General features: G+C 67.1%; 23 protein-coding genes. 11 read left to right on the top strand and 12 right to left on the bottom strand.

Going from position 1 to position 25,807, the window contains the following annotated elements; all coding sequences use genetic code 11:
• Positions 1-66: 66 nt before the first annotated feature.
• Positions 67-801, top strand: a complete 735-nt coding sequence (locus GGQ89_RS00730; protein ID WP_184103290.1) for a 2OG-Fe(II) oxygenase — start codon at positions 67-69, stop codon at positions 799-801.
• A gap of 41 nt (positions 802-842) precedes the next feature.
• On the opposite strand, the gene clpB is transcribed toward GGQ89_RS00730, so the two are convergent.
• Positions 843-3,422 carry an ATP-dependent chaperone ClpB gene (gene clpB / locus GGQ89_RS00735; RefSeq protein ID WP_184103292.1) on the bottom strand — a complete coding sequence of 860 codons (2,580 nt, stop codon included), beginning with the start codon at positions 3,420-3,422 and terminating at the stop codon, positions 843-845.
• A 212-nt stretch (positions 3,423-3,634) separates the two neighbouring features.
• Between clpB and GGQ89_RS00740 the strand changes: the two genes are divergently transcribed.
• The 4 genes from GGQ89_RS00740 to GGQ89_RS00755 all read left to right on the top strand — a co-directional run bounded on the left by GGQ89_RS00740 (position 3,635) and on the right by GGQ89_RS00755 (position 9,707).
• Entirely contained in the window at positions 3,635-6,487 is a 2,853-nt protein-coding gene (locus GGQ89_RS00740) for a M16 family metallopeptidase (protein ID WP_184103294.1), read from the top strand.
• Positions 6,488-6,499: 12 nt separating this feature from the next.
• Entirely contained in the window at positions 6,500-6,799 is a 300-nt protein-coding gene (locus GGQ89_RS00745; RefSeq protein WP_076714681.1) for a hypothetical protein, read from the top strand.
• A 240-nt stretch (positions 6,800-7,039) separates the two neighbouring features.
• Positions 7,040-8,845: a DUF885 domain-containing protein gene (locus GGQ89_RS00750; protein ID WP_184103295.1), complete on the top strand. Its 1,806-nt coding sequence runs from the start codon at positions 7,040-7,042 to the stop codon at positions 8,843-8,845.
• Between the two features lie 46 nt (positions 8,846-8,891).
• Positions 8,892-9,707: an energy transducer TonB gene (locus GGQ89_RS00755; protein ID WP_184103297.1), complete on the top strand. Its 816-nt coding sequence runs from the start codon at positions 8,892-8,894 to the stop codon at positions 9,705-9,707.
• A gap of 92 nt (positions 9,708-9,799) precedes the next feature.
• Here GGQ89_RS00755 and GGQ89_RS00760 read toward each other — a convergent pair whose 3' ends face one another.
• The 5 genes from GGQ89_RS00760 to glmM form a co-directional block, all read right to left on the bottom strand.
• The gene (locus GGQ89_RS00760) at positions 9,800-10,852 is read right to left on the bottom strand and encodes a 5-(carboxyamino)imidazole ribonucleotide synthase (RefSeq protein ID WP_184103299.1); all 1,053 of its coding nucleotides are present in this window, start codon (positions 10,850-10,852) and stop codon (positions 9,800-9,802) included.
• A 4-nt stretch (positions 10,853-10,856) separates the two neighbouring features.
• Positions 10,857-11,315, bottom strand: a complete 459-nt coding sequence (gene purE / locus GGQ89_RS00765; RefSeq protein WP_236696923.1) for a 5-(carboxyamino)imidazole ribonucleotide mutase — start codon at positions 11,313-11,315, stop codon at positions 10,857-10,859.
• Between the two features lie 469 nt (positions 11,316-11,784).
• Positions 11,785-12,471 (bottom strand): 2,3-diphosphoglycerate-dependent phosphoglycerate mutase, encoded by a 687-nt coding sequence (gene gpmA, locus GGQ89_RS00770; protein WP_056432082.1) that lies wholly within the window; start codon positions 12,469-12,471, stop codon positions 11,785-11,787.
• A gap of 57 nt (positions 12,472-12,528) precedes the next feature.
• The gene (locus tag GGQ89_RS00775; RefSeq protein WP_056432079.1) at positions 12,529-12,753 is read right to left on the bottom strand and encodes a DUF1272 domain-containing protein; all 225 of its coding nucleotides are present in this window, start codon (positions 12,751-12,753) and stop codon (positions 12,529-12,531) included.
• On the bottom strand, positions 12,753-14,093 hold the full coding sequence (gene glmM, locus GGQ89_RS00780) for a phosphoglucosamine mutase (RefSeq protein ID WP_076714689.1): 1,341 nt from the start codon (positions 14,091-14,093) through the stop codon (positions 12,753-12,755). The genes GGQ89_RS00775 and glmM overlap by 1 nt, the downstream gene beginning before the upstream one ends.
• Positions 14,094-14,194: 101 nt before the next feature.
• Here glmM and GGQ89_RS00785 point away from each other — a divergent pair, with 101 nt between their 5' ends.
• Together GGQ89_RS00785 and GGQ89_RS00790 are read left to right on the top strand one after the other, a co-directional pair.
• Positions 14,195-15,439 carry a dicarboxylate/amino acid:cation symporter gene (locus GGQ89_RS00785; RefSeq protein ID WP_056432075.1) on the top strand — a complete coding sequence of 415 codons (1,245 nt, stop codon included), beginning with the start codon at positions 14,195-14,197 and terminating at the stop codon, positions 15,437-15,439.
• Positions 15,436-16,428: an aldo/keto reductase gene (locus GGQ89_RS00790; RefSeq protein WP_184103301.1), complete on the top strand. Its 993-nt coding sequence runs from the start codon at positions 15,436-15,438 to the stop codon at positions 16,426-16,428. Before GGQ89_RS00785 ends, GGQ89_RS00790 begins: the two co-directional genes overlap by 4 nt.
• Before the next feature lie 387 nt (positions 16,429-16,815).
• On the opposite strand, the gene GGQ89_RS00795 is transcribed toward GGQ89_RS00790, so the two are convergent.
• Positions 16,816-18,402: a peptide MFS transporter gene (locus GGQ89_RS00795; protein WP_184103303.1), complete on the bottom strand. Its 1,587-nt coding sequence runs from the start codon at positions 18,400-18,402 to the stop codon at positions 16,816-16,818.
• Positions 18,403-18,531: 129 nt separating this feature from the next.
• Here GGQ89_RS00795 and GGQ89_RS00800 point away from each other — a divergent pair, with 129 nt between their 5' ends.
• The gene (locus GGQ89_RS00800; protein ID WP_184103305.1) at positions 18,532-19,122 is read left to right on the top strand and encodes a nitroreductase family protein; all 591 of its coding nucleotides are present in this window, start codon (positions 18,532-18,534) and stop codon (positions 19,120-19,122) included.
• Positions 19,123-19,205: 83 nt separating this feature from the next.
• Entirely contained in the window at positions 19,206-19,562 is a 357-nt protein-coding gene (locus GGQ89_RS00805; RefSeq protein WP_042487130.1) for a GntR family transcriptional regulator, read from the top strand.
• Here GGQ89_RS00805 and GGQ89_RS00810 read toward each other — a convergent pair.
• The 4 genes from GGQ89_RS00810 to cobS form a co-directional block, all read right to left on the bottom strand.
• Positions 19,543-20,571, bottom strand: coding sequence for a PepSY domain-containing protein (locus tag GGQ89_RS00810; protein WP_184103307.1), 1,029 nt, complete (start codon positions 20,569-20,571; stop codon positions 19,543-19,545). The two genes, GGQ89_RS00805 and GGQ89_RS00810, sit on opposite strands and share 20 nt — an antisense overlap.
• A gap of 217 nt (positions 20,572-20,788) precedes the next feature.
• Complete coding sequence (locus GGQ89_RS00815) at positions 20,789-21,034, bottom strand: ribbon-helix-helix domain-containing protein (protein ID WP_056432059.1); 246 nt, start codon at positions 21,032-21,034, stop codon at positions 20,789-20,791.
• Positions 21,031-22,854 (bottom strand): cobaltochelatase subunit CobT, encoded by a 1,824-nt coding sequence (cobT, locus tag GGQ89_RS00820; protein ID WP_184103309.1) that lies wholly within the window; start codon positions 22,852-22,854, stop codon positions 21,031-21,033. The genes GGQ89_RS00815 and cobT overlap by 4 nt, the downstream gene beginning before the upstream one ends.
• Before the next feature lie 5 nt (positions 22,855-22,859).
• Positions 22,860-23,864, bottom strand: coding sequence for a cobaltochelatase subunit CobS (gene cobS / locus GGQ89_RS00825; RefSeq protein WP_056432053.1), 1,005 nt, complete (start codon positions 23,862-23,864; stop codon positions 22,860-22,862).
• Between the two features lie 187 nt (positions 23,865-24,051).
• Between cobS and GGQ89_RS00830 the strand changes: the two genes are divergently transcribed.
• Positions 24,052-24,816: a VOC family protein gene (locus tag GGQ89_RS00830; RefSeq protein ID WP_184103311.1), complete on the top strand. Its 765-nt coding sequence runs from the start codon at positions 24,052-24,054 to the stop codon at positions 24,814-24,816.
• A 32-nt stretch (positions 24,817-24,848) separates the two neighbouring features.
• On the opposite strand, the gene GGQ89_RS00835 is transcribed toward GGQ89_RS00830, so the two are convergent.
• On the bottom strand, positions 24,849-25,382 hold the full coding sequence (locus GGQ89_RS00835; protein ID WP_338112405.1) for a J domain-containing protein: 534 nt from the start codon (positions 25,380-25,382) through the stop codon (positions 24,849-24,851).
• A gap of 136 nt (positions 25,383-25,518) precedes the next feature.
• Here GGQ89_RS00835 and GGQ89_RS00840 point away from each other — a divergent pair, with 136 nt between their 5' ends.
• On the top strand, positions 25,519-25,803 hold the full coding sequence (locus GGQ89_RS00840; RefSeq protein ID WP_184103315.1) for a BolA family protein: 285 nt from the start codon (positions 25,519-25,521) through the stop codon (positions 25,801-25,803).
• Positions 25,804-25,807: the final 4 nt, after the last annotated feature.

The following is a 25,807-nucleotide window of genomic DNA, read 5'->3' on the forward strand; positions in this document are numbered from 1 at the left end:
CAGCACGCGATCGGTGTCGCGTGTTTACGGTTGCTGGCGGCTGGCGGATGGTTGAACAGTCGCAACATGAATCGACCGCCGCTTCAACTCAATCCGTCCCTGGACACCGATCGCCTGGCGCGGAACTTTGCGCGGGACGGGCGGGTGCGGATTCCGGCCATCCTGACCGAGGAATGCGCGGTCTGGTGGCATGAGCATCTGCGCCAGCGTGGCGACTGGCGTCAGGTGGTGAACAGTGGCGATCGCCTGTTCGAACTGGATCGCACGACGCGCCAGGGCATGAGCCCGGAGCAACGGCAGGCGTTGGACGATGCCGTCTATGCAGGCGCGCGCCACGGCTTCCAATATCGTTACGAGACCATTCGTACGCCCGATGGTGTGGCCGCGCGGATTGCGAGCGACGATCCCTTGGCGGCCTTTGCCCACTGGATGTCGCAGGAGGCGACGCTCGATATGTTGCGCAAGATAGTAGGCGATGATGCAGTCGCCATGGCCGATGCGCAGGCGACGGCCTATGCTCCTGGAGATTTCCTGACCGGCCATGACGACGGTGTGGCGGGCAAGAACAGGGTGGCGGCCTATGTGCTGGGGATGACGCCGGCATGGCGGTGCGAATGGGGCGGGCTCTTGCTGTTTCACGGCGTGCAGGGCGACGCGGCCGAAGCCTGGGTGCCGCAGTTCAACACGCTCAACATTTTCGCGGTGCCGCAACCGCATAGCGTGTCGGAAGTAACTCGCGCCGCGCCTTATCGCCGTTATGCGATCACCGGCTGGTTGCGGCGCGGGCCGGTTCCGGTCTGAGGGGGCGCGAGGCCGGGATGGTTTCCCGGCCTCGCGCGGACTTAGGCAACCGACAGCGCCAGTTTCCCGTCGCCCTCGTCGACCGTCACGGTCGCGCCGTCCTTGACGTTGCCGCGCAGGATTTCCTCGGCCAGCGGGTCCTGGAGGTGGCGTTGGACCGCGCGGCGCAGGGGGCGTGCGCCATAGACCGGGTCGTAACCCACCCGGCCCAGCCATTCGCGCGCGGCATCGGTCAGGTGCAGGCCGATCTTGCGATCCGCCAGCAGCTTGGCGACGCGGCCGACCTGGATGTCGACGATCGGGCCCATATGGCTCTGGCCCAGCCGGTGGAACAGGATGATCTCGTCCAGCCGGTTGAGGAATTCGGGGCGGAAATGGCCGCGCACGATTTCCATCACCTGCGGCTCGACGCTCTCGACGCTCTGTCCGTCCTCGACCGCCGCCAGATACTGGCTGCCCAGGTTCGAGGTCAGGATGATCAGCGTGTTCGAGAAGTCGACCGTCCGCCCCTGGCCATCGGTCAGGCGGCCATCGTCCAGCACCTGGAGCAGCACGTTGAACACGTCGCCATGCGCCTTCTCCACCTCGTCGAACAGCACGACCTGATAGGGCCGCCTGCGCACCGCCTCGGTCAGCACGCCGCCTTCCTCATAGCCGACATAGCCGGGAGGGGCGCCGATCAGCCGGGCGACGCTGTGCTTCTCCATGAACTCGCTCATGTCGATGCGCACCATGGCGGAAGGGTCGTCGAACAGGAATTCGGCGAGCGCCTTGGTCAGCTCGGTCTTGCCGACGCCCGTCGGCCCGAGGAACAGGAACGAGCCCAGCGGCCGGTTCGGATCCTGTAGCCCGGCGCGCGCGCGGCGGACGGCGGTGGAAACGGCGCGGACCGCATCCTCCTGGCCAATCACGCGCTTGCCGATCACCTCCTCCATGCGGAGCAGCTTCTCGCGCTCGCCCTGGAGCATCCGGTCGACCGGCACGCCGGTCCAGCGGCTGACCACGCCCGCGATATCGTCGGCGGTGACTTCCTCGCGCAGCATCGCGCCCTCGGTCGCGGACTGCGCCTCGGCCAGCTGCTTCTCCAGCTGCGGGATGCGGCCATAAGAGAGCTCGCCCGCTTTCGCGAGGTCACCGCTGCGCTGGGCCTGGTCGAGTTCGATGCGCGCCTGGTCGAGCTGTTCCTTCAGCTTCGCCTCGCCCGCGATCTTGTCCTTCTCGGCCTGCCAGCGCTGGGTCAGCGTGTGAGACTGTTCCTCCAGATTGGCGAGTTCCTCCTCCAGATGGCCGAGCCGGTCGATGCTGGCAGCGTCGCTCTCGCGGCGCAGGCCCTCGCGCTCGATCTTCAGGCGCAGGATGCGGCGGTCGAGCGTCTCGATCTCCTCGGGCTTGGACTCCACCTCCATGCGGATGCGGCTGGCGGCCTCGTCCATCAGGTCGATCGCCTTGTCGGGCAGGAAGCGGTCGGTGATGTAGCGGTTCGACAGCGTCGCCGCCGCCACCAGCGCGCCGTCGGTGATGCGCACGCCGTGATGGAGTTCGTATTTCTCCTTCAGCCCGCGCAGGATCGAGATGGTGTCCTCGACCGTGGGCTCACCGACGAAGACCGGCTGGAACCGCCGCTGGAGTGCGGGGTCCTTCTCGACATATTTGCGATATTCGTCGAGCGTCGTCGCGCCGACGCAGTGAAGCTCACCGCGCGCCAGGGCGGGCTTCAAGAGGTTGGAGGCGTCCATCGCCCCGTCGCCTTTCCCAGCCCCGATCAGCGTGTGCATCTCGTCGATGAACAGGATGATGTCGCCCTCAGCGGCCTTCACCTCGTCGAGCACGCCCTTCAGCCGCTCCTCGAACTCGCCGCGATATTTGGCGCCGGCGATCAGTGCGCCCATGTCGAGCGCCATCAGCTTGCGGTCCTTCAGCGTGTCGGGCACGTCGCCATTGGCGATACGCAGCGCCAGCCCTTCGGCGATGGCGGTCTTACCGACGCCGGGTTCACCGATCAGCGCGGGGTTGTTCTTGGTCCGGCGCGCGAGGATCTGAATCGTGCGGCGGATTTCCTCGTCGCGGCCGATGACGGGATCGAGCTTGCCGTCGCGCGCCACTTGCGTGAGGTCGCGGGCGAACTTCTTGAGCGCATCATAGCGGTCCTCCGCGCCCGCCGTGTCGGCGGTGCGGCCTTGGCGCAACTGTTCGATCGCGCCGTTCAGGGCTTGTGGATTTACCCCGCCCGCCGCCAGCGCCTTGCCTGCGGCCGTGGTGGAGGCGAGCGCCAGCGCCAGCAGCAACCGCTCGACGGTGACGAAGCTGTCGCCCGCCTTCTGCGCAACCTGTTCGGCCTGGTCGAGCACGCGGACCAGGTCATTGTCGAGGCCGGGCGAGCTCTGTGCACCCGAGCCGGAGACGGCCGGAATACGGCTGAGCGCCGCATCGGTCTCGCGCTCGACGCGCTTGGCATCGCCGCCCGCCGCCTGGATCAGGCCGGACGCCATGCCCTGATCGTCCTCGATCAGCGCCTTGAGCAGGTGTTCGGGGGCGATACGCTGATGGCTGTTGCGGATCGCCACGGTCTGCGCGGCTTGCAGAAAGCCTTTCGCGCGGTCGGTGAATTTTTCGAGGTTCATCTGGTCTTCCTGTCGCTTTCCAGGTCAGATGGTGTTGTATTTTGGCAACACAAGGGGTGGGCGGAATTTCCTGTCCGCAACATGGGATGGCCGTTTCGATAACGAAAGGGTCGAAAGACTTTCCTGCTGAAATCCGTGCGTCACGCCGCATTGCGGTCCGCCGCGCGGGCGCTATGCTCGGGCCATACACCTGAGTGGGGAGACTCAAAAAGATGCGTATCAAGTCCGTGGCGCTGACCGGCGCCGCCGCCCTTGCGTTCGTCGTGCCGGGGCAGGCCGTTCTGGCCCAGGCCGCGCCGAAGACCGTGGCCGCCGCCAAGCCCGCGCCCGTCTCGGCGCTCGTGAAGGCGGTCGACATCCCCTATCAGACCTTCACGCTGAAGAACGGCCTGCGCGTCGTCGTCCATACCGACCGCAAGGCGCCCGTGGTCGCGGTCAGCGTGTGGTACGATGTCGGGTCGAAGCATGAGCCCAAGGGCAAGACGGGTTTTGCGCATCTGTTCGAGCATCTGATGTTCAACGGCTCGGAAAACGCACCGGGCGATTTCTTCGCGCCGCTCAAGTCGGTGGGCGCCACCGATTACAACGGCACCACCTATTTCGACCGGACCAATTATTTCGAGACGGTGCCGACCGCCGCGCTCGACCGGGCGCTATTCTTGGAATCGGACCGCATGGGCTATCTGCTCGGCGCGGTGACGCAAGGGGTGCTCGACGAGCAGCGCGGTGTCGTCCAGAACGAAAAGCGCCAGGGCGACAACCAGCCTTACGGCCTGACCCAGTACAAGATCCTGAGCGGCCTGTTCCCCGAGGGGCATCCTTATGCCCATTCGACCATCGGCTCGATGGCCGATCTCGACCAGGCCTCGCTGGAGACGGTGAAGGACTGGTTCCGTAGCCATTATGGCCCGAACAACGCCGTGCTGGTGCTGGCGGGCGACATCGATGTCGCCACCGCCAAGCCGTTGGTCGAGAAATATTTCGGTGCGATCCAGCCGGGTCCGAAGAGCGTGCTGCCGACCGTCACCGTCCCGACGCTGCCCGCGCCCGTCAACGAGGAGATGAAGGACCGCGTCGCCGCCGTCATGATCAGCCGCAACTGGGCGGTGCCGGGGCTGAACGATCCCGAAACCGCCTCGCTGGTCGTGGCCGGTTCGATCCTGGGCGGGCTCGCCTCGTCGCGGCTCGACAATATCCTGGTCAAGCAGGAAAAGCTGGCGGTGCAGGTGTCGGCGGGCGACCGTCCCTTCTCGCAGGTCGGCATGTTCAACATGATGGCGATCGTCCGTCCCGGCGTCGATCCGGCGCTGGTCAACAAGCGGATGGATGAGATCCTCGCCGACTTCCTGAAGAACGGCCCGACCGCCGATGAGGTGCAGCGCGCCGTGACCCGTTTCGTGTCGGGCCGCGTCCAGGGGCTGGAGTCGGTCGGCGGCTTCGGCGGCAAGGCGGTCGCGCTGGCCGAGGGCACGCTCTACTCGAACGATCCCGGCAAATATAAGAAGCAGCTCGAGGGGATCGCCGCGCAGACGCCCGCGACCGTTAAGGCGGCGGCCGACAAGTGGCTGTCGCGCCCGGCCTATACGCTGACCGTCGTGCCGGGCGCGCGGGACGCCTATGAGGAAGCCAAGGTGCCGCCGCGTGCCGATGTGCCCGCCGCCCCGGAACAGGCGCCCCAGGGCACGCGTGGGCCGCTGCCCGATGTGGGGCAGGTCAAGCCGCTGAGCTTCCCCGCCGTCCAGCGCAGCCGCCTGGCCAATGGCATCGAGCTGATCTACGCCCAGCGCACCGCCGTGCCGGTCACGCAGATCGCAACCTCGTTCGATGCCGGTATCGCCGCCGACGTGCCCGGCAAGCTGGGCACGCAGCGTATGGTGCAGGCGATGCTCGACGAGGGCACGACCCATCGCAACACCATCGCCATCGCCGAGGAGCAGGAACGGCTGGGCGCCTCGATCGGGTCGAGCGCGACGAACGACCGCACCGTCGTCGGCCTGGACGTGCCGAGCATCAACCTGGCCCCCGCGCTCGACCTTTATGCCGATATCCTGCGCAACCCGGCCTTCCCCGATCCCGAACTGGCGCGGGTAAAGGCGCAGACGCTGGCGGGCATCAAGCAGGAGCTGACCAGCCCGCAGGGGCTGGCGGGCCGCGTCCTGCCGCCGCTCGTCTATGGACCGACCAGCCCCTATGCCAAGGCGCAAGGGGCGGGCGATCCGGCGGCGGTCGCGGCGATGACCCGCGAGCAGCTGATCGCGTTCCAGCAGGCGTGGCTGCGTCCCGACAAGGCGAAGATCTTCGTCACCTCGGACCGTCCGCTGGCCGAGGTGAAGGCCGCGCTCGACCGGGTGTTCGGCGATTGGAAGGGCACCGGTACGGCGGGCGTGAAGAGCTTCACCGCGGGCCAGCCCTCCGCGCCGAAGATCGTGCTGGTAAACCGGCCCGACAGCCCGCAGTCGATGATCATGGCGGGCGCGCCGACCGCGCTGAAGGGGGTGGACGACCTGCTGCTCCAGAACACGGCGAACGACGCGTTGGGCGGCAGCTTCCTCAGCCGCATCAACACCGATATCCGGGAGAACAAGCACTGGTCCTATGGCGTGCGGGGCGGGTTCCAGACCTCGGAATTCGCAGCGCCCTATATCATGTCGGCACCGGTGCAGGCGGACAAGACCGGCCCGTCGATCGACGCGCTGCGCACCGACGTGGCCGAGTTCCTGACCACCAAGCCGATGGACCGGGTCGAATATGACCGCGCGATCACCGGCGCGATCCGTTCGCTGTCGGGTAATTTCGAAACCTCGGGCGCGGTCCTGTCGGCGATGCAGGCCAACGACCTGTACCGTCGCCCGGACAATTACTATGCGACGATCACCCAGCGTTATCAGGCGATGACCTTGCCGGCGCTGAACAAGTCGATCCAGACGGCGTTGAACCCCAAGAGCTTCGTCTGGGTGGTGGTCGGCGATGCCAAGACGGTCAAGCCGCAGCTCGATACGCTCGGCCTGCCCGTCGAGGTGGTCGAACCGTCGGCGATCGTCGCGACCGCCCCGGCGGCACAATAAGGGAGAGTGAGAATGGCGGATATCGACGGAACCTGGGATTGCATCGTCAAGTCGCCGCTGGGCGACCAGGAAATGACGCTGACGGTCACGACCGAGGGCGATCGCTTCACCGGTTCCGGCGGCGGCCAGATGGGCGCGATGGAGATCGAGGGCGACGTGTCGGGCAATACGATCACGTGGAAGATGTCGATCTCCTCGCCGATGCCGATGACGCTGGACTGCGAAGCGACCGCCGATGGCGACACGCTGACCGGCTCGGTCGGTGCGGGCGCGTTCGGCAGCTTCCCGCTGTCCGGCACGCGCGCGGGGTAATTTCCGCGGGCTGAATTGGGGAAGGGCGGTGCGTCGGAGGACGGGCCGCCCTTTCCATTGGGGGTGGGGCGTGGGCTTCGACTTCGCTCAGGCTGAACGGAATTTGGTATCAAGCCCCATACCCCAACAGCCGTTCAGGCTGAGCGAAGTCGAAGCCCACGCGAAAACCTTCGCGACATAACTGGTTCAATTCCCGTCAAATCCCGTTACGCTGCCCTCAAAGACACACGAGGGACCAGCATGATCGACCGTCGCCATTTCCTAGGCGGAACCGCCGCCATGGCCGTCGCTGCGCAAAGCGAGGCCATCGTTGCGCAAGATACCCCCTCGACCAAACTCACCGCCCTGTTCGACACGCTGGTCCAGGAACAGCTCCGCCGCAGCCCCGAAGCCGCGACCAATCTCGGCCTCGACACCGGCGCGAATGCCGATCTGCGCAGCCGACTTTCCGACCAGTCGCCCGCCGGAATCGCGGCGGCGAAGGCCGCGACGCAGGCCGATCTGACCCGGTTGCAGGCGATAGATCCCGCCGCCCTGTCGCCCGAGGAGCGGATCGACCTGGAATCGATCCTCTATACCCGCCGTTCGGCCCAGGCCGTGCAGGCGTTCGATTTCGGCGGCAGCTCCTACGGCCCCAGCCCCTATGTCGTGTCGCAGCTGTCGGGCGCATACCAGTCGGTCCCCGATTTCCTCGACACCAAGCACAAGATCGCCAGCACGGGCGATGCCGACGCCTATCTGATGCGGATGCGCGCCTTTGCCCGGCAGATCGACGCGCAGACCGACCGAATGCGCCATGATGCGGGGCAAGGCGTGGTGCCGCCCGACTTCATCCTGGACCTCGCGCTCGAACAGATGGGCAAGACGCGCCAGCCCGCCGACCAGGCGCTGGTCGTCCAGTCGCTCGCGCGTCGCACGGCCGAAAAGGGGCTGGGCGATCGTTACGCCGCACAGGCCGGGACGATCTACGACGCCGAAATACTGCCCGCGCTCGACCGCCAGATCGCCTATGCCAAGGCACTCCGGGCGAAGGCCACGCATGACGCGGGCGTCTGGAAACTGCGTGAAGGCGCGGCCTATTATCCCGTGGCGCTGAAGGCCAATACGACGACCAGCTTCTCGCCCGACGAGGTGCACCGCTTCGGCCGCGACCAGGCAGCGATGCTGTCGGCGCGGCTCGATGCGCTGCTCCGGAAACAGGGCTATACCAAGGGCAGTGTCGGGCAGCGCATGGCCGCGCTCTACAAGAATGCCGACCAGCTCTATCCCAATACCGATGAGGGCAAGCGCGCGGCCATCGCCTATTGCAACGCGCGGCTGGACGCGATCCGCACCCGCCTGCCCCAGGTGTTCGAGCGCATCCCGCCCTATGGTTTCGAGGTGCGCCGCGTGCCGCCGCAGACCGAGGCGGGCGCGGCGGCGGCCTTTGCGCAGGCTCCCGCGATCGACGGCTCGCGCCCCGGGCTCGTCTATTTCAACCTGAAGGACAGCGCCGACTGGCCCAAATTCTGCCTGGCGACGACCGTCTATCACGAGGGGCTGCCGGGCCATCAGATGGAGAGCGGCCTTGCGCTGTCGAACACGCGCCTGCCGCTGATCCGCAAGATCAACGGCTTTTCGGGCTATGGCGAGGGCTGGGCCCTCTATGCCGAGCAGCTGGCGGACGAGATCGGCATGTATGATGACGATCCGCTGGGGCAGCTGGGATATCTGAAGTTCCTGCTGTTCCGCGCCAATCGCTGCGTCGTCGATACCGGCCTGCACCATCTGCGCTGGACCCGCGAACAGGCGATCCGCCATTTCGTCGAGGCCGAGGGCGAGGCGGAGGGCTTCGCCACCCGCGAGGTCGAGCGTTACTGCGTCAATCCCGGTCAGGCGGCGAGCTATAAGCTCGGCCATTCGGTGTTCGTCGACATTCGCGATTCCGCCAAGACGCAAAAGGGCGACCGCTTCGACCTGAAGGCGTTCCACACCGCCGTGCTGCGCCATGGCCGCGTACCGCTCGACGTGTTGCGCCGTGTCGGGGAGGAATGGGCCAAGGCTTGACCGCAATCAGCATCGCGGTGATCCTCCTGAGCGGGAGAATATCGCGATGCAGGTCAGGGCTTCGATCGGGCCGGATGGCGGGCGGCGGCGGACGGCCGTCATCGCCACGGCAATGGTTCACGTCGCGTTCTTGGCGCTGTTGCTCTGGGGGGCGCCACGGCCCTCGACGAGTCCGACCGAACGCCCCGCGCTGATCCTGTTCGACCTGCCGCGCCCGCCGGACCCGCCGCCCGTTCCCGTCACGCCGCCGCCGGTCTCCGCCCAACCGGTCAAGCGGGAGAGCGCGGTCCTTCGCCCCACCGCCGGGGGCGGATCACCACGTCCGACAAGGGCGCCGATGGCCGAGCAGGCGGCACCGGCCGCTGCCGCCCCGGCGCGGTTCGATCGGGTCGATCGGCCCGCCCCCGCTGCGGAGTTCAGCACCGACCTGCCGCTGCGCGCCGGGACGGCGGCGTCGGACGGCCGGGGCGTCGGTATTGCCAGTGGACACGGCACCGGCGGCGAAGGGCAGGGAACCGGCAACGGACGCGGTGATGGCGATGGACCGGGGGAGGGGAGGCTTCGCTTCGCGCTGGCCGAGTGGATCGAAAAACCGCCCCAGGAGCTGATCGACGAGGCCTTTCCCGAAAGGGCGAGAAACGGCGGCGTAAGCGGCGTGGCGGTCCTGCTCTGCTTCGTCCCGACGCCCGGCCAACCCAAAAGCTGTTCGATCGCCGCCGAACGGCCAAGAGGAAGCGGTTTCGGTCCGGCGGCGCTGGGACTCTACCGGAAATTCCGCATCCGCCCGGTGATGAAGGGCGATGAAGTCTATCAGGCCCAGGTGCTGGTGCCCGTGACCTTCGATGTCAAAAAACGACCCTAGCGACCGGGCTCACAGCAAGATGACAAGCGATGAATTCACGCCTCCCCTTCAGGGGAGGGGCATGTGTTGGTTCGATGCGATGTGATCACAACCTAGCGCAGCACTCGCGTGATATGCCCCATTTTGCGACCAGGCCGTGATTCGCCCTTGCCGTAAAGGTGCAGATGCGTACCCTTCTCGGTCAGCGCGGACTCCCACGCATCGTCGCCGATCAGGTTTTCCATCTGCACTTGCGCGCCGGTCAGCGACGTATCACCCAGCGGCAGGCCGCAGATCGCGCGGATATGGTTCTCGAACTGCGAGGTTTCGGCGCCCTCGATCGTCCAATGGCCCGAATTGTGGACGCGCGGGGCCATCTCGTTGAAGACGGGGCCGTTCTCGGTCGCGAAGAACTCGCAGGCCAGCACACCGACATAGCCCAGTTCCTCGGCGATGCGGATGGCAAGCGCGGTCGCTTCCTCGGCCTGCGCCGCGATCTCGGCCGGAGCGGGCAGGCTCGAGGTGCGCAGGATCGCGTCGCGGTGGACATTGTGCGGCGGGTCGTAGCGGACCGTCCTGCCGTCCAGCCCACGTGCGATCAGGATCGAGAATTCGTGGCTGAAGTGGATGAATCCTTCCAGCACGGCGGGGCCGCCGATCACCTCGAACGCGGCAGGTGCTTCGCTGATGTCGCGGATCAACACCTGGCCCTTGCCGTCATAGCCGAAGCGCGTGGTCTTCAGGATGGCGGGGCAGCCGATCCGCTCCAGCGCGGCGGTCAGGTCGGCGGCGCAGTTCACTTCGGCCCAGGGGGCAGGGCGCCCGCCGACCTTCTCGACGAAGCTCTTTTCGGCGATCCGGTCCTGCGCGACACGGAGCGCGGCCGGAGCGGGGTGGACGGGCAGCCGTTCGGCCAGCCATTCGACCGGCGTCACGTCGACATTCTCGAATTCGTAGGTCACGACGTCGCAGGCGGCGACGAAATCGGCCAGCACCACCTTGTTGTGATAATCGGCGCGGGTCAGCGAGGACGCGGTCTGCGCCGCGACGCTTTCCTCATCGGGGGCCAGCACATGGGTGCGATAGCCGAGCTGTGCGGCGGCCACCGCCAGCATCCGGCCCAGCTGGCCGCCGCCCAATATCCCGATCGTCGAACCCGGCTTCATTGGCTTACCCTTGCGGATCGTTGGCGACGCTGTCGGTCTGGCGCTGGCGCCACGCCTTCAGGCGCTCGGCGAGGCCCTCGTCGGACAGCGACAGGATCGAGGCGGCGAGCAGGCCCGCATTGATCGCGCCCGCCTTGCCGATGGCCAGCGTGCCGACGGGAATGCCGCCGGGCATCTGGACGATCGAGAGCAGGCTATCCATGCCCTTCAACGCCTTGGACTCGACCGGCACACCCAGCACCGGCAGATGCGTCATCGACGCGGCCATGCCGGGCAAATGCGCGGCACCGCCCGCGCCCGCGATGATGACCTTGATCCCGCGATCGGCGGCGCCGGTGGCGTAATCGTACAGGCGCTGCGGCGTGCGGTGCGCGGAGACGACGCGGGTCTCGTGGTCGACGCCCAGCGCCTCCAGAGTCTCGGCGGCGTGCCGCATGGTTTCCCAGTCCGACGTGGACCCCATGATGATCCCGACCGAAATCATATCCGCTGTTCCGCTCTAGCCCCTTTGGCCCCGTCGCCGGGGAAGCGGGCTGACTAGCGGCACGCGGCGAGGGGGGCAACCATTGCTATGCGTTTCCGTATACTCTCTCGCGCATTTTGGTGCAGGCGTGGCGGCGTGGACTCCGACTTCGCTCAGCCTGAGCGTAGGGTAGAGTTGGGTTCGCGCGGAGACGCGGAGACGCGGAGGTGCCGGTATGGGCGGCCGCGTGGCCCACCCTCTTGAACGGAAGACGACAATGCGCTGCCATTGGGGCGACAGGCTTGCGCCGCAGACCAAATCTCCGCGCCTCCGCGTCTCCGCGCGAATAAGATCTTCGTGTCTTTGCGGCTTCGCGTGAGAAGCAAATGGTTCACGCGAAGCCGCAATGGCGCAAAGTGCTTGGGACGCGGGGCGATCGCACGTCAGATCCCCCGCGTCTCCCGATCGCTTAGCGTTCGGACAGATAATAGCGGTCGGTCGGGGTCAGGTCGTCGGCCAGTTCATAGACGATCGGCTGGGCGGTCGGGATTTCCAGGCCGGTGATCTCGTCGTCCGGGATGTTCGACAGATGCTTGACCAGCGCGCGCAGCGAATTGCCGTGCGCCGAGATCAGCACCCGGTTGCCGTCGCGCAGCGCTGGCGCGATGCGCTCTTCCCAATAGGGCAGGACGCGGGCGATCGTGTCCTTCAAGCTTTCGGTCTGCGGCACGTCGATGCCCTTGTAGCGGATATCGTTCGACACATCGAACTCGCCGCCCGCCTCGGCCGGGGGCGGGGGCACGTCGAAGCTGCGGCGCCAGATCTTCACCTGCTCGTCGCCATGCTTGGCCGCCGTCTCGGCCTTGTCCAGGCCGGTCAGCCCGCCATAATGGCGCTCGTTCAGCCGCCAATGCTTCTCGGTCGGGAGCCAGAGGCGACCCATGGTTTCCAGCGCCAGGTTCAGCGTCTTGATCGCGCGGGTCTGAAGGCTGGTGAAGGTCAGGTCGAAGTCCAAGCCCTTCTCCGCCATCATCGCGCCCGCCGCGCGCGCCTCGGCGGCACCCTGCGCCGTCACGTCGACGTCCCACCATCCGGTGAAGCGGTTCTCCAGGTTCCAGGCGGACTGGCCGTGGCGGATCAGGACGAGCTGGGGCATGGAAACTCCTTATATGTGATACTGCCCGCATAGAGCCGCGGGCACGCGGGGTCGAGGTTAGCCGCGAAAGCGGGGTTGCGTCGAAGCGGGATTGGCCTTCAGTACGCGGCCCATGCGGGTCGGTCGGTCGAGCAATTCGCCGCCGCAATCGGGGCAGGTCTCGTCCAGCTCGTCGGCGCATTCGGCGCAATAGGTGGATTCGAGCGAGCAGATGAACGCGCCGCCCTGGCTCGGGGGCAGGTCCGCGCCGCAACGCTCGCAATCGGGACGCATCTCCAGCATCAGGCGGCCACCTCGCGCACCACGTCGCAGATGCGGTCGACAAGGGTCTCAACCTGACGCTTGTCCTCGCCCTCGGCCATCACGCGGATGACGGGCTCGGTGCCCGACGGGCGGATGACGAGGCGACCGCGCCCAGCCAGCTCGGCCTCGGCGGCGGCGATGACGCCCTGGACCTTTTCATGCTCCAGCGGCTTGCCGCCCGCGAAGCGGACATTCTTGAGCAACTGCGGCAGCGGATCGAAGCGGTGCAGCACCTCGCTGGCGGGCGCGCCCGCGCGCTTGAGTTCGGCCAGCACCTGGAGCGCGGCGACCAGACCGTCGCCGGTGCGGGCATAGTCGGACAGGATGATATGCCCCGACTGCTCGCCGCCGACATTATAGCCGCGCGTGCGCATCGCCTCCAGCACATGGCGGTCGCCGACCTTGGTGCGGATCAGGCCCAGACCCTGTGCGGCCAGATGCCGCTCCAGACCCAGGTTGGACATGACGGTCGCGACCAGGCCGCCGCCCGCCAGTCGCCCTTCGCGGGCATAGCTGGTCGCGATCATCGCCATCAGCTGGTCGCCATCGACCACCGCGCCGGTCTCGTCGACGATGATCAGCCGGTCGGCGTCGCCGTCCAGCGCGATGCCGATATCCGCCCCGCTGGCCACCACCGTTTCGGCCAGCGTCTGCGGCGCGGTCGAGCCGACGCCGTCATTGATGTTGGTCCCGTTGGGGGTCACGCCGATCGCGACCACGTCCGCGCCCAGTTCCCACAGCGCGGCGGGCGCGACCTTGTAGGCGGCGCCATTGGCGCAGTCGATCACGACACGCAGGCCGTCCAGGCGCAGCGCCTGCGGGAAGGTGGACTTGGCGAAGTGGATATAGCGCCCGGCGGCGTCGTCGACCCGGCGCGCGCGGCCGATCTTGCCCGAGGGCACCAGCGGCACATTCTGCTCGATCAGGTCCTCGATCGACTCCTCCGCCTCGTCGGACAGCTTGTAACCGTCGGGGCCGAACAGCTTGATGCCGTTGTCGGCGAAAGGGTTATGGCTGGCTGAGATCATCACGCCGATATCGGCGCGCATCGAATGGGTCAGCATCGCGACCGCGGGCGTGGGCAGCGGCCCGAGCATGACGACGTCCATGCCGACGCTGGTAAAGCCTGCGACCAGCGCCGATTCGAGCATATAGCCCGACAGGCGGGTGTCCTTGCCGATGACGACGCGGTGGCGGTGGTCGCCGCGCTGGAAATAGGCACCGGCGGCCATGCCGGCCTTCATCGCCATCTCGGCCGTCATGACCGCGCCATTGGTCGCGCCGCGAATGCCATCAGTGCCGAAATATTTTCTTGCCATGCGGCCAAGTCCCTGCCGGATTAAGAGGATGTGGAACAATCGGGTTGCGCGCATCCTTTAGCGCGACCTTGGCCAAAGCTCCAAATAGGCGAGAACCATCCATGTCGCGCGCGACCCTGATCCTTCTTTGCCTTGCCGCCGGTCTGCTGATCGGCGTCGGGGCGGCGACGCTCGCCCCCTCGATGGCGGCGGGCGCGGTGTTCGTCGCGCGGCCGGTCGGCACCTTGTGGCTGAACGGGTTGCAGATGACGGTCATCCCGCTGGTCGTCACGCTGTTGATCACCGGCGTCGCCTCGACCGCGCAGGCGGCACAGGCGGGGCGGATCGCGGGGCGGGCGATCATGACCTTTCTGGTGCTCGTCACACTCACCGCGACGATGGCGGCGCTGGTCACGCCCGCCCTGCTGCACCTGTTGCCCATCCCGCGCGAGGCGGCCGCCGCGCTGAAGGCGGCGCTGGGCCATGCCGAACCGGTCGCGCCGCCGCCGCCGATCGCCGAGTTCGTCACCGGCATCGTGCCGACCAACATCTTTGCCGCCGCCACGAACAATGCGCTCTTGTCGCTGATCCTGTTTACCCTGGCCTTCGCCTTTGCGATCACGCGGATCGAGGGGGAGGGGCGGGCGATGCTGCTGCAATTCTTCACGGCGATCCGCGACGCGATGCTGGTCCTGATCGGATGGGTGTTGTGGCTGGCACCTCTGGGCGTCTTCGCGCTGGCTTTCGTCGTGGGCGCGACGGCGGGGGGCGGGGCGTTCGGGGCGCTGGCACATTACATCACGATCATCGCCAGTATCGGCGTCATCGTGATGCTGATGGCGTACGGCGTGGCGCTGCTGGCGGCGCGGGTGCCGCTGTCGCGCTTCGCCCGCGCGCTGGCCCCGGCCCAGGCGGTCGCCATCTCGACCCAGAGCTCGCTCGCCAGCCTGCCCGCGATGATCGAGGGGACGAAGACGCTACGCATCGCGCCAGCGACCGCAGGCCTTGTCCTGCCGATGGCGGTGGCGATGTTCCGGGGGACGCAGCCCGCGATGAACGTCGCGGTGGCGCTCTATATCGCCGACTGGTTCGGCATCGTGCCCGGCATGGCCTCGGTCGCGGCCGCCGTGGTGGTCGCGATCCTGTGCTCGCTGGGCTCGGCCAGCCTGCCGTCGCAAATCACCTTCTTCGCCTCGATCGCGCCGGTGTGCGTCGCGCTGGGGGTGCCCGCCGCGCCCTTGGGGCTGCTGATCGCGGTGGAGACGATTCCCGACATCTTCCGGACACTGGGCAATGTCAGCATGGACCTTGCCGCCACCGCGACCGTTTCCCGGGGCAGCCGCACCATCGACGAGGACGTCTCATGAAGTATCGCACGCTCGGCCCCGATTTCGAGGTTTCCGCGCTCGGCCTCGGCTGCATGCCGATGGCCGGTGTCGGCCGGAACATGTATGGCGAGGCGAACGAGGCGGAGAGCATCGCCACCATCCACCGCGCGATCGAACTGGGCGTGACCCTGTTCGACACCGCCGAAATCTATGGCCCGCTGGTCAATGAGGAACTGGTCGGCCGGGCCATTCGCGGCAAGCGCGATGCGGTGGTGATCGCGACCAAATTCGGCTTTCGCTATGACGAGAACGGCATGACCGGCGTGGACTCGACCCCCGCAAACGTCCAGCGGGCGTGCGAGGGGTCGCTCAAGCGGTTGGGCGTCGAGACGATCGACCTGTTCTACCAGCACCGCGTCGACCCCAATGTCCCGATCGAGGAGACGGTCGGCGCCATGGGCCGCCTGGTCGAGCAGGGCAAGGTGCGGCGCCTGGGCCTGTCGGAGGCGAGCGCCGAGACGATCCGCCGCGCCGCTGCTGTCCACCCGATCGCGGCGGTCCAGTCGGAATATTCGCTGTGGGAGCGCGATGTCGAAGCGGACATCCTGCCCGTGGTACGCGAACTGGGCATCGGCTTCGTGCCGTACAGCCCGCTGGGGCGCGGGTTCCTGACCGGGCAGATTACCCGGCGCGAGGACCTGCCCGAGGGGGATTATCGCCTGGGCGATCCCCGTTATTCGGAGGAGAATTTCGATCGCAACCTTCAGGTCGTCGAGGTGGTGAAGCAGATCGCTGCCGTGCATGACGCCAGTGCGGCGCAGGTGGCGCTGGCATGGCTGCTGGCGCAGGGCGACGATATCGTGCCGATCCCCGGCTCCAAGCGACGCGCGACGCTGGAGGATTCGATGAAGGCGGCGGAAGTGACTCTGACGGCGGAGGACTTGGCGAAGCTGGACGAAGCCTCGCCGCGTGGTGGGACGGCGGGGCCGCGTTATGGCGAGCGCGCAATGGCGATGACGCGGCTGTAAGCGCGTCCCCAATCCCCGTTCAGGCTGAGCGAAGTCGAAGCTCACGCAACGGATTTCCCGCGAGTGGCATCCCGTGCACTTCGACTTCGCTCAGTGCGAACGGAGACAGGGTGTTTCGCGCGGAGACGCGGAGGCGCGGAGGGAGCGTATCCAGCCGCTAGGCTGGCCTGACATAACAACGGTGCGGCAAAGCGGAACGCCGAACTGCGCAAGTGCGCCGAAGCGCATCCGAACCTCTCTGCGCCTCCGCGCCTTCGCGTCTCCGCGAGATCGAATCCCATCCGTGCAAAGTCACGCGGATAGGGTTGGGCGTGGGCTTCCACTTCGCTCAGCCTGAACGGAGGTGGGGATGGGCGGTCAGGCACGTGGCCCAACCGCCCTGGCCCATCAATGCGGCTTCTGCTCCAGCCGCGTATCGATGCCCGCCGCCGCCGGTTCGGCCAATTCCTTGTCCCCGGCCAGCGCGGCTTCGGCCTTCAGCAGGTCGAGGTGCATCAGCTTGGCGATGAAGGGCGATACGACCAGCACGACCACGCCGATGCCGATCGAGAACCAGCCGATCCGGGTATAGACGTCGAGCACCTTTTCCGGCCCCGCGCCCTCGCCGCCGGTCGCCTGGGCGATGAGCCCTGCGATGAAGTTGCCCGCCGCCGTCGCCAGGAACCAGGTGCCCATCATGAGGCCCGTCATGCTGGGCAGCGACAGCCGCGTCATCGCCGCCAGACCGACGGGCGAGAAGCACAGCTCGGCCATCGTATGGATCAGATAGACCAGGATGACGAAGATCACCGGCGTCGGGGCCCCCGCATAGGCCGCCGCACCCGCCACCAGCACCATGAAGCCTGCGCCCACACCGACCAGACCGATACCGAACTTGAACGGCGCGCTGGGTTCCCACCCGCGCTTGCCCAGGATCGTCCACAGCGCGGCGAACAGGGGGGCCAGCAGGATGATGAAGATCGAGTTGACCGACTGGAAGGCCGAGGCGGGAATGGTCCAGCCCAGCAGCGTCCGGTCGACCGAGCGATCGGTATAGAGGTTCAGCGACGACCCGGCCTGCTCGAACAACGCCCAGAAGAGCGGGCACAGCGCGATCAGGAACAGCGCGGCGAAGATGCGGTCGCGATCGACCTTGGGCAGCTGGAACACCGCGCGCCACAGGATGAAGAGCACCGTGGCGGCCGCGAATACGACCAGCAGCGTGCCAACCGCATCCTGATGCTGGATCAGCTGCCATACCGCCAGCGTGGCGACGATCGAACCCAGATAGATCAGCCATTCGCGCGACAGGCCCGCCACGACGGGCGCCCGCAATACGGGCAGTGAGGGCGCTTCGCCCGCGCCGTGCAGTTCGCGCTTCAGGGTGATGAAGGCGATCAGGCCGAGCAGCATGCCCACGCCCGCCGCGCCGAAGCCATAGGACCAGCCTACCGTCTCGCCCAGCACGCCGCACACGATCGGGCCCAGTGCGCCGCCCGCATTGATGCCCATGTAGAAGATCGAGAAGGCAGGGTCGCGGCGCATGTCGTCGCGCGCATAGAGCTGTCCCACCAGCACCGAGATATTGGCCTTAAGGAAACCGGTACCGATCACGATCGAGGCGAGGGCGAGGTAGAAGCCCTCCAGATAGGCCCCCGTCGCACCTTGCGGCCCCTCCATGACCGCGATCAATATATGGCCAAAGGCGATGAACAGCCCGCCCGCCAGCACCGCGCGTCTGGCCCCCAGATAGCGGTCGGCCAGATAGCCGCCGATCACCGGCGTCACATAGACCAGCGAGGTATAGGCGGCGTAGATGCCGAACGCCGGTTCGTCGGTGAACAGGAAATGCTTGGTCAGGTAGAAGACCAGGATGGCGCGCATTCCGTAATAGGAAAAACGCTCCCACATCTCGGTGAAGAACAATAGGAACAAGCCTCGGGGATGCCCCAGAACCGTCTTGCCGCGCGCGGCGGCTTCATACGCACTCGCCATACTGGCGTTCACTCCATCGGGATCGCCCCCGGTGCGACCAGGGGCGCACGCGGGGGCGTAATGGTTCGGTAACCTAACGCCAAAGCCGCGACTGTAAATATCATGCGCGACGACGTAAGGATCGAAGCCATGACCGACATGGCATTCAACGACCGCTCGACCCCGCTTTTGCTGCTGACGACCCGCCGTTCGGGTAAGCCGCGCGACCTGATCGCCCCCGGCCCCCGTCCGGACGAACTGGCGCAGATCCTGAGCATCGCGGCGCGCACGCCCGATCATGGCAAGCTGGCCCCGTGGCGCTTCGTGATCGTGCCTGGGCAAGCGCGCGCGAGGCTGGCCGAGGTCATCACCACCGCCTATCGCGCCGAACGGCCGCAGGCGGGCGCGACCGAGATCGCCGCACTGGAGCAGTTCGCGCACCAGGCCCCCGATCTGGTCGTCGTCCTGTCGTCGCCCCGCACCGACAGCCATATCCCGCTGTGGGAACAGGAATTGTCGGCGGGCGCGGCGTGCATGAACCTGCTTCATGCCGTCCATGCCATGGGCTATGCCGGGGGCTGGCTGACCGGCTGGCCCGCCTTTTCGGATGCGGTGCGCGATGCGTTCGGCGCCGCGCCCGAGCGGATCGTCGGCTTCGTCTTCATCGGCACGCCCAGCCGTCCGCTCGACGAGCGGCCGCGCCCCGACATGGGCCGGATCGTCTCGACCTGGGCGGGATGAAGCGAGCGTCCCGCACGGCGGTCTTGCAAACGTTATCGCGATAGCGGCTCGACATCGCGTTGCGCATGCTGTATTAACTCGGCATGACAGCTCTTAGCGGTGACGACAGCCCGGTTTACATCCGCCTGCGCGGGACGATCGCGGCGGGCATTCTCAACGGCACCTATCGCACGGGGGACCAGCTTCCCTCGGTGCGGGCACTGGCCGCCGAACAGGGTGCGAACCCGCTGACCGTCGCCAAGGCCTATCAGAGCTTTCAGGACGACGGCTATGTCGAGGTGCGGCGCGGGGTCGGCATGTTCGTGATGCCGGGCGCGGCCGACCGGTTGCGAAGCGCGGAGCGGCAGAGCTTCCTGTCGGTGCAATGGCCGCGCATCCGCGACCATATCGAACTGCTGGGCCTCGACCCCGCCGATCTGCTCAACGCCGAGCGCGTCTGACCTTCGGGCGGCGACCCCAGGCGATCAACCCGGTCGCCCCGACCCAGGCCGCAAGCAACCCCGTCAGCGCGGCGAGCGGCCACCAGATCCATGGCATCCCCTGTCCGCCATGCCATCGGCGGACCCAGGACAGCATGACCGGCCCGGCATAAGCGGGCGCGGCCAGGGCCTTGGCGCTATCGTCGGCGACCTTGACGACGCTCGGTTCGCCACCCTCGAAATGCAGGATCCAGTCGGGCGAACGCTCGGTCGGCCAGTCGATCGTGCGCAGCGTGCCGTGCGTCCATCCCTTCGCGCTGGCAACGACACGGTCGACGGGTAGGGCCGCACGGGTAACGGGCGGCGCGGCGGGGGTGGTGGTCATGCTGGGTGCCGGGACGATTGCCAGCCCGGTTGCGGTCAGCGCCAATACCGGGATCGCCGACCACAGCCCGACGCGACGGTGCATGATCGTCCACCGCGATTCGTGGCGGGGACGCTTGGCGGATGTTTTCGGTCGCTCGCGGGTCGCCTGCGCCCAAAGCCCGGTCAGGCTGGCGAGCACCAGCCCGATACCGCCCAGACCGACGATCCATCGGCCCCGGCCCGACAGGAACAGCCCGTCATGCACCCGCCGTGCGGCACCGATGACGCCGCCATCCTTCCAGCCGCTCGCCAGCACCTGTCCGGTCGGCGGGTCGAGAAACAGCAGCCGCTGCGCCCGGTCGTCGGTCCGGTTGCCAGTTCGTTTGAGCGTGACGATGACGGGCGACGAACCCTGTTCCAGCGACAGCGCCGCGATCCGCTCACCGGGGCGCAGGCGGCGATGCGCGGCGTCGCTATAGAGGGAGGCGGCCTGCCGCTGTTCGCCGCTGATCCGGAAGCGGGCGGGGTTGGCGATCCGCTCCAGCATCGGCGAGGCCGCCAGGATCGCGCCGGAGATCGCCAGGACGATCGCGATCAGCCCGATCCCCAGCCCCAGCCAGCGATGGACCTGCAATGCCGTATCGCGAAGGGAAATTCCGGCCACACAAACCCCGAAACAGACGGCGCGCCCTGCCGGAGGCGAAGGGCGGCGTCAATCGGGGGCGTTCTATAGCGGCCTCATTCCCCACCCCCCGTTCAGGCTGAGCGAAGTCGAAGCCCATGCCCCCGCCCTCGCCTCAATCACAAAGGCCATCCCTTGGCCTTCGACTTCGCTCAGGCTGAACGGAGGTGGGGAAGGCGTAGCTGCCTTAAGAAAGGAATCACCGCCGCAGGAACAACCAGGACCGGATCGCACTGGCCAAATTCGGCGGGTCTTCCACCACGATCCGCAGCGCATCGATCTCCGCGACCAGAGCCGACAGCGGCAGGGCGTGCGCCAGCGCCGCCTCTTCGAGCGCGGTCCAGAAGACCGGCTCCAGACTGATCGAGGTCTGGTGCCCGGCGATGGTGATCGAGCGTTTGACCGGACCGACGAATCCTTCCGCCGGGGCCGCGATCCGGCTCATTCGGTGTCGAACAGGCTGGCCAGCTGCTCGATGATCGTGCCGCCCAGCTGCTCGGCATCCATGATCGTCACCGCGCGCGCATAATAGCGGGTCACGTCATGGCCGATGCCGATCGCGATCAGCTCGACCGGGCTCTTGCTTTCGATCCAGCCGATCACCTGGCGCAGATGGCGTTCCAGATAGCTGCCCGAATTGACCGACAGGGTGGAGTCGTCGACCGGCGCACCGTCGGAGATGACCATCAGGATGCGCCGCTCCTCGGGCCGCGCGATCAAGCGGCTATGCGCCCACATCAGCGCTTCGCCGTCGATATTCTCCTTGAGCAGCCCTTCGCGCATCATCAGGCCGAGATTGTTGCGCGCGCGCCGCCACGGCTCGTCGGCCTGTTTGTAGACGATGTGGCGGATGTCGTTCAGCCGTCCCGGCTGCGGCGGGCGACCGGCCGCCAGCCAGGTCTCGCGGCTCTGCCCGCCCTTCCACGCACGGGTGGTGAAGCCGAGAATCTCGGTCTTCACCCCGCACCGCTCCAGCGTGCGCGCGAGGATGTCGGCGGAGATGGCGGCGATGCCGATCGGCCGCCCACGCATCGACCCCGAATTGTCGATCAGGAGGGTGACGACCGTATCGCGGAAATCGGTGTCGCGCTCGATCTTGTAGGACAGCGACTGGCCGGGATTGACCACGACGCGGGCGAGCCGCGCGGCGTCGAGAATGCCCTCTTCCTGGTCGAAATCCCAGGACCGCGACTGTTGCGCCATCAACCGGCGTTGCAGTCGGTTGGCGAGCTTGGACACCGCCGATTGCAGATGCGCCAGCTGCTGGTCGAGATAGCCGCGAAGCCGCGCCAGTTCGTCGGCGTCGCACAGCTCGCCCGCCGCGATCACCTCGTCATATTGGGTGGTCCAGGGCTTGTAGTCGAATTGCGACGCCAGATCGTTGAGCGGGCGGTTGGGGCGGGTCGGCTGGCTGCCTTCGTCGCCATCCTCGCCGGGTTCGCCGTCGAGATCGTCGAGCGAGTCCTGGCTCTGCTCCTGCGATTCGCCGTCCTCGCTGTCCGAGTCGCGCTTCTCGGCGCGGGCCTCGACCTCGCCTTCGCCCTGGCCCTGTTCGTCGTTATCCTCTTCGCTCTCGTCCTGCTGCTGTTCGTCCTCGCCTTCCTGATCGTCGCCGCCTTCATCGGCCTGATCGGGTTCGGCAGGCGGTTCGGCGAGTTCGAGATCGGCGAGCATCTTGGCGGTCAGCGACTGGAACGCCTTCTGGTCGTCCATCGCGCCCGCCAGCGCGTCGAGGTTGGTCGCCCCCTCCAGCCAGTCGCGGACCAGCGCCAGGGCGGGTGCGGTTTCGGCAGGCGAAGGCCGTCCGGTCATCCGTTCCCGCAGGATGAGCCCCAGCGCGGTCGACAAGGGCACCTCGTCGCGGTTGCGCGCACGGGTCAGCGGGTCGGAGCGCAACCGTACGTCCAGCGCATGGGCGAGATTGTCGCCGATCCCCGCATAGCCCCGCGCGCCCAGCGCCTCGATCCGCGCCGTCTCGACCGCGTCATAGACCGCGCGCGCCACCGCCTCGACCGGGGCGGCCCTGGCGTGGAGCGCGGTGTCGTGCAGCTTCAGCCGCAACGCGAAGGCATCGGCGAATCCGCGCGCCTCGGCCACCTGTTCGGCGGGCAGGGCGCGGCCGGGCATGGGCACGCGGATATGCTTGCCCGAGGAGGTCGGCGCATCGGCGGTGAAGGCGAGCTCGACCTCCGGCTCCTGCGCGATGGTGCGCGCCGTGCCGCCGAGGACCGCCTTGAACCGGTCGAGAGGGGTTTCGTTGCCCAAGGGGATCAGGCCCGGCCGACGACGCTTTCGGGCAGGTCCTTGCCGAAGACGCGCTGATAATATTCCGCCACCAGCGCGCGCTCATTCTCGTCGCACTTGTTGAGGAAGGACAGGCGGAAGGCAAAGCCCGGATCGCCGAAGATCAGCGTGTTCTGCGCCCAGGTGATGACCGTGCGCGGGCTCATCACGGTCGAGATGTCGCCGTTGACGAAGCCCTTGCGGGTCATGTCGGCGACGCGGACCATGTTCTCGACCAGCTGCTTGCCGTCGGGCTTGTCATATTCGCCCGACTTGGCGAGCACGATCTGCGCCTCGGTGACGGCGGGCAGATAGTTGAGCGTGACCACGATGTTCCAGCGGTCCATCTGGCCCTGGTTGATCTGCTGCGTGCCGTGATACAGGCCGCTGGTGTCGCCCAGACCCACCGTGTTGGCGGTGGCGAACAGGCGGAACCACTTGTTCGGGCGGATCACGCGGTTCTGGTCGAGCAGGGTCAGCTTGCCCTCCGTCTCCAGCACGCGCTGAATCACGAACATCACGTCGGGGCGGCCCGCATCATATTCGTCGAAGACGAGCGCGGTCGGCGTCTGGAGCGCCCAGGGGAGCAGGCCCTCGCGGAATTCGGTCACCTGCTGCCCGTCCTTCAGGACGATGGCGTCACGGCCGATCAGGTCGATACGGCTGATATGCGCGTCTAGGTTGATGCGGATGCACGGCCAGTTGAGGCGGGCGGCGACCTGTTCGATATGGCTCGATTTGCCGGTGCCGTGATAGCCCTGGACCATCACGCGGCGGTTGTGCGCGAAACCCGCCAGGATCGCCAGCGTGGTGTCGGGATCGAACACATAGGCGGGATCGAGATCGGGGACGCGCTCGTCCGACACCGAAAAGGCCGGAACCTCCATGTCGGTGTCGATGCCGAACAGGTCGCGCACCGACACCATCTTGTCGGGTGCATCGAGAATCGTCGTATCGCGGCTGTCGGGAAGCGTATTCGGGATGTTGGTCATCAGGCCCTCGTCTCGTCGCTCAACGCCTTAAGCCAAGCGCGGCTCCCTACTCAATGGCGGTGATCGCACGAAACGGGTCTTCCGGCGATTGCGGGGCGATGGCTTCGGGGTCATCCTCGGGCTCTTGGCGTGCGAGTCGCGTCACGGGGCAAGCATTTGATCTGTCGGGTAAAAGGGCGGGGCGATCATGGCGAATTTCATCTGGTACGAATTGCTGACCGACGACATCGCGGCGGCGCAGGATTTCTATACCCATGTCGTCGGCTGGCAGATCGGCGACAGCGGTATTGCCGGAATCGATTATCGCATCTTCGCGACGCCCGAAGGCGAGGCGATCGGCGGGCTGATGCAGCGGCCCGATGGTTCGCCGGGCGGTCCGGTCTGGTTCGGATATCTGCCGGTGGTCGATGTTGACGAATCGCTGGGGGCCATCATCGAGGATGGCGGGCAGGTGCTGATGCCCGCCTGGACGATGGACGGGGTGGGGCGCATGGCGCTGGTCACCGATACCCTGGGCGCACCCTTCTACATCATGGCGCCGGAAGCGGCGCAGCCGTCGCGTTCCTTTGTCGAGCATGGCACCGGCCCGGCGACCGGCCATGTCGTCTGGAACGAGCGGATCGCGAGCGACCCCGAGCGGGCGCTGGCCTTTTTCGGACGGCATTTCGGCTGGAGCCATCAGGGCGGGATGCCGATGGGCGAGCTGGGGGAGTATCGCTTCCTGGCCGATGGACCTGTCGTGCTGGGCGCGCTGATGGGCTGCCCGCCGGGGGGTGAGCCGGGCTGGCATTTCTATGTCGCGGTGGACGATATCGATGCGGCGGCGGCGCGGGTGGTCGAGCGGGGCGGTACGATCGAGTTCGGACCGATGGAGATTCCGGGCGGGGACTATTCGCTGTCCGCCCGCGACCCGCAGGGCGCGCGATTCGGACTGGTCGGGCCGCGGAAGTAATGATCCTCCCCTTGCAGGGGAGGAATTAGGGGTCACGCGAATGCGGGCGCCTGGCGGAGTTGCTGATAGGCCGCGATCACCTTTTGCAGCCGCGCCTCATGGGCACGATCCCCGCCATTGCGGTCGGGATGATAGCGCCGCACCAGCTCGCTATATCGCCGCCGGAGCGCCCCACGATCGGCATTCGCCTCCAGCCCCAGCACCTTCAGGCTTTCACGATCCTGCCCCGACAGGGGCTTGCCGTCCGATCGCTCGGGCGCGGCCTCGCGGCGATAGCGCGCGGCGATGGCGTCCAGTGGATCGGAGAAATCGGCCCAGCGCGGTCCCGGATCGGTGCCGTTCTGCGCAAAGGCACGGGTCTCGCGCTCCCAGCCCGCATAGGGGCGCTGGGCGCGGTGGATCTCGTCCGCGCTCATGCCGTCGAAGAAATTGTAGCGGCTGTTGAAGGCGCGGACATGTTCCAGGCAGAACCAGCGGAACTGGCCCGGCCCGTCGCCGCTGCGCGTGCCCTCGGCCGGCGGCGCACGGAACTCGCCCGCTTCGGTGCAGCCCGCATGGTCGCACACACGGTCGCTATTCTCGACGCGGCCGTGAAACCGTGCGCCCGTTTTTTCCCTTGGGGGTTTGTCCTTGGGGGTATCGCTGCTCGACCGACGCGCCACGGCTATCCGCTTGTCCTGAAAAACCGTCTATATAGGGGCCATGACCGATATCACCACCGCCCCAATCACAGACCAGATCACCGCCCGCCTGACCCAGGCGCTGTCGCCTGCCCATCTGGAAGTCATCAACGAAAGCGCGATGCATCGCGGCCATCTGGGCGATGACGGCACCGGCGAGAGCCATTTCCGCGTCATCGTCGTCGCGCCCGCTTTCGCAGGCCAGTCGCGCGTCGCCCGCCAGCGCATGGTGAACCACGCGCTCGCCGATCTGTTGTCGGAGCGTATCCATGCGCTGGCGATCAGCGCGAAGGCGCCCGGAGAATAATCCC

It is taken from the genome of Sphingomonas yabuuchiae (genome assembly GCF_014199595.1).
Taxonomy (GTDB): Bacteria; Pseudomonadota; Alphaproteobacteria; order Sphingomonadales; family Sphingomonadaceae; genus Sphingomonas; species Sphingomonas yabuuchiae.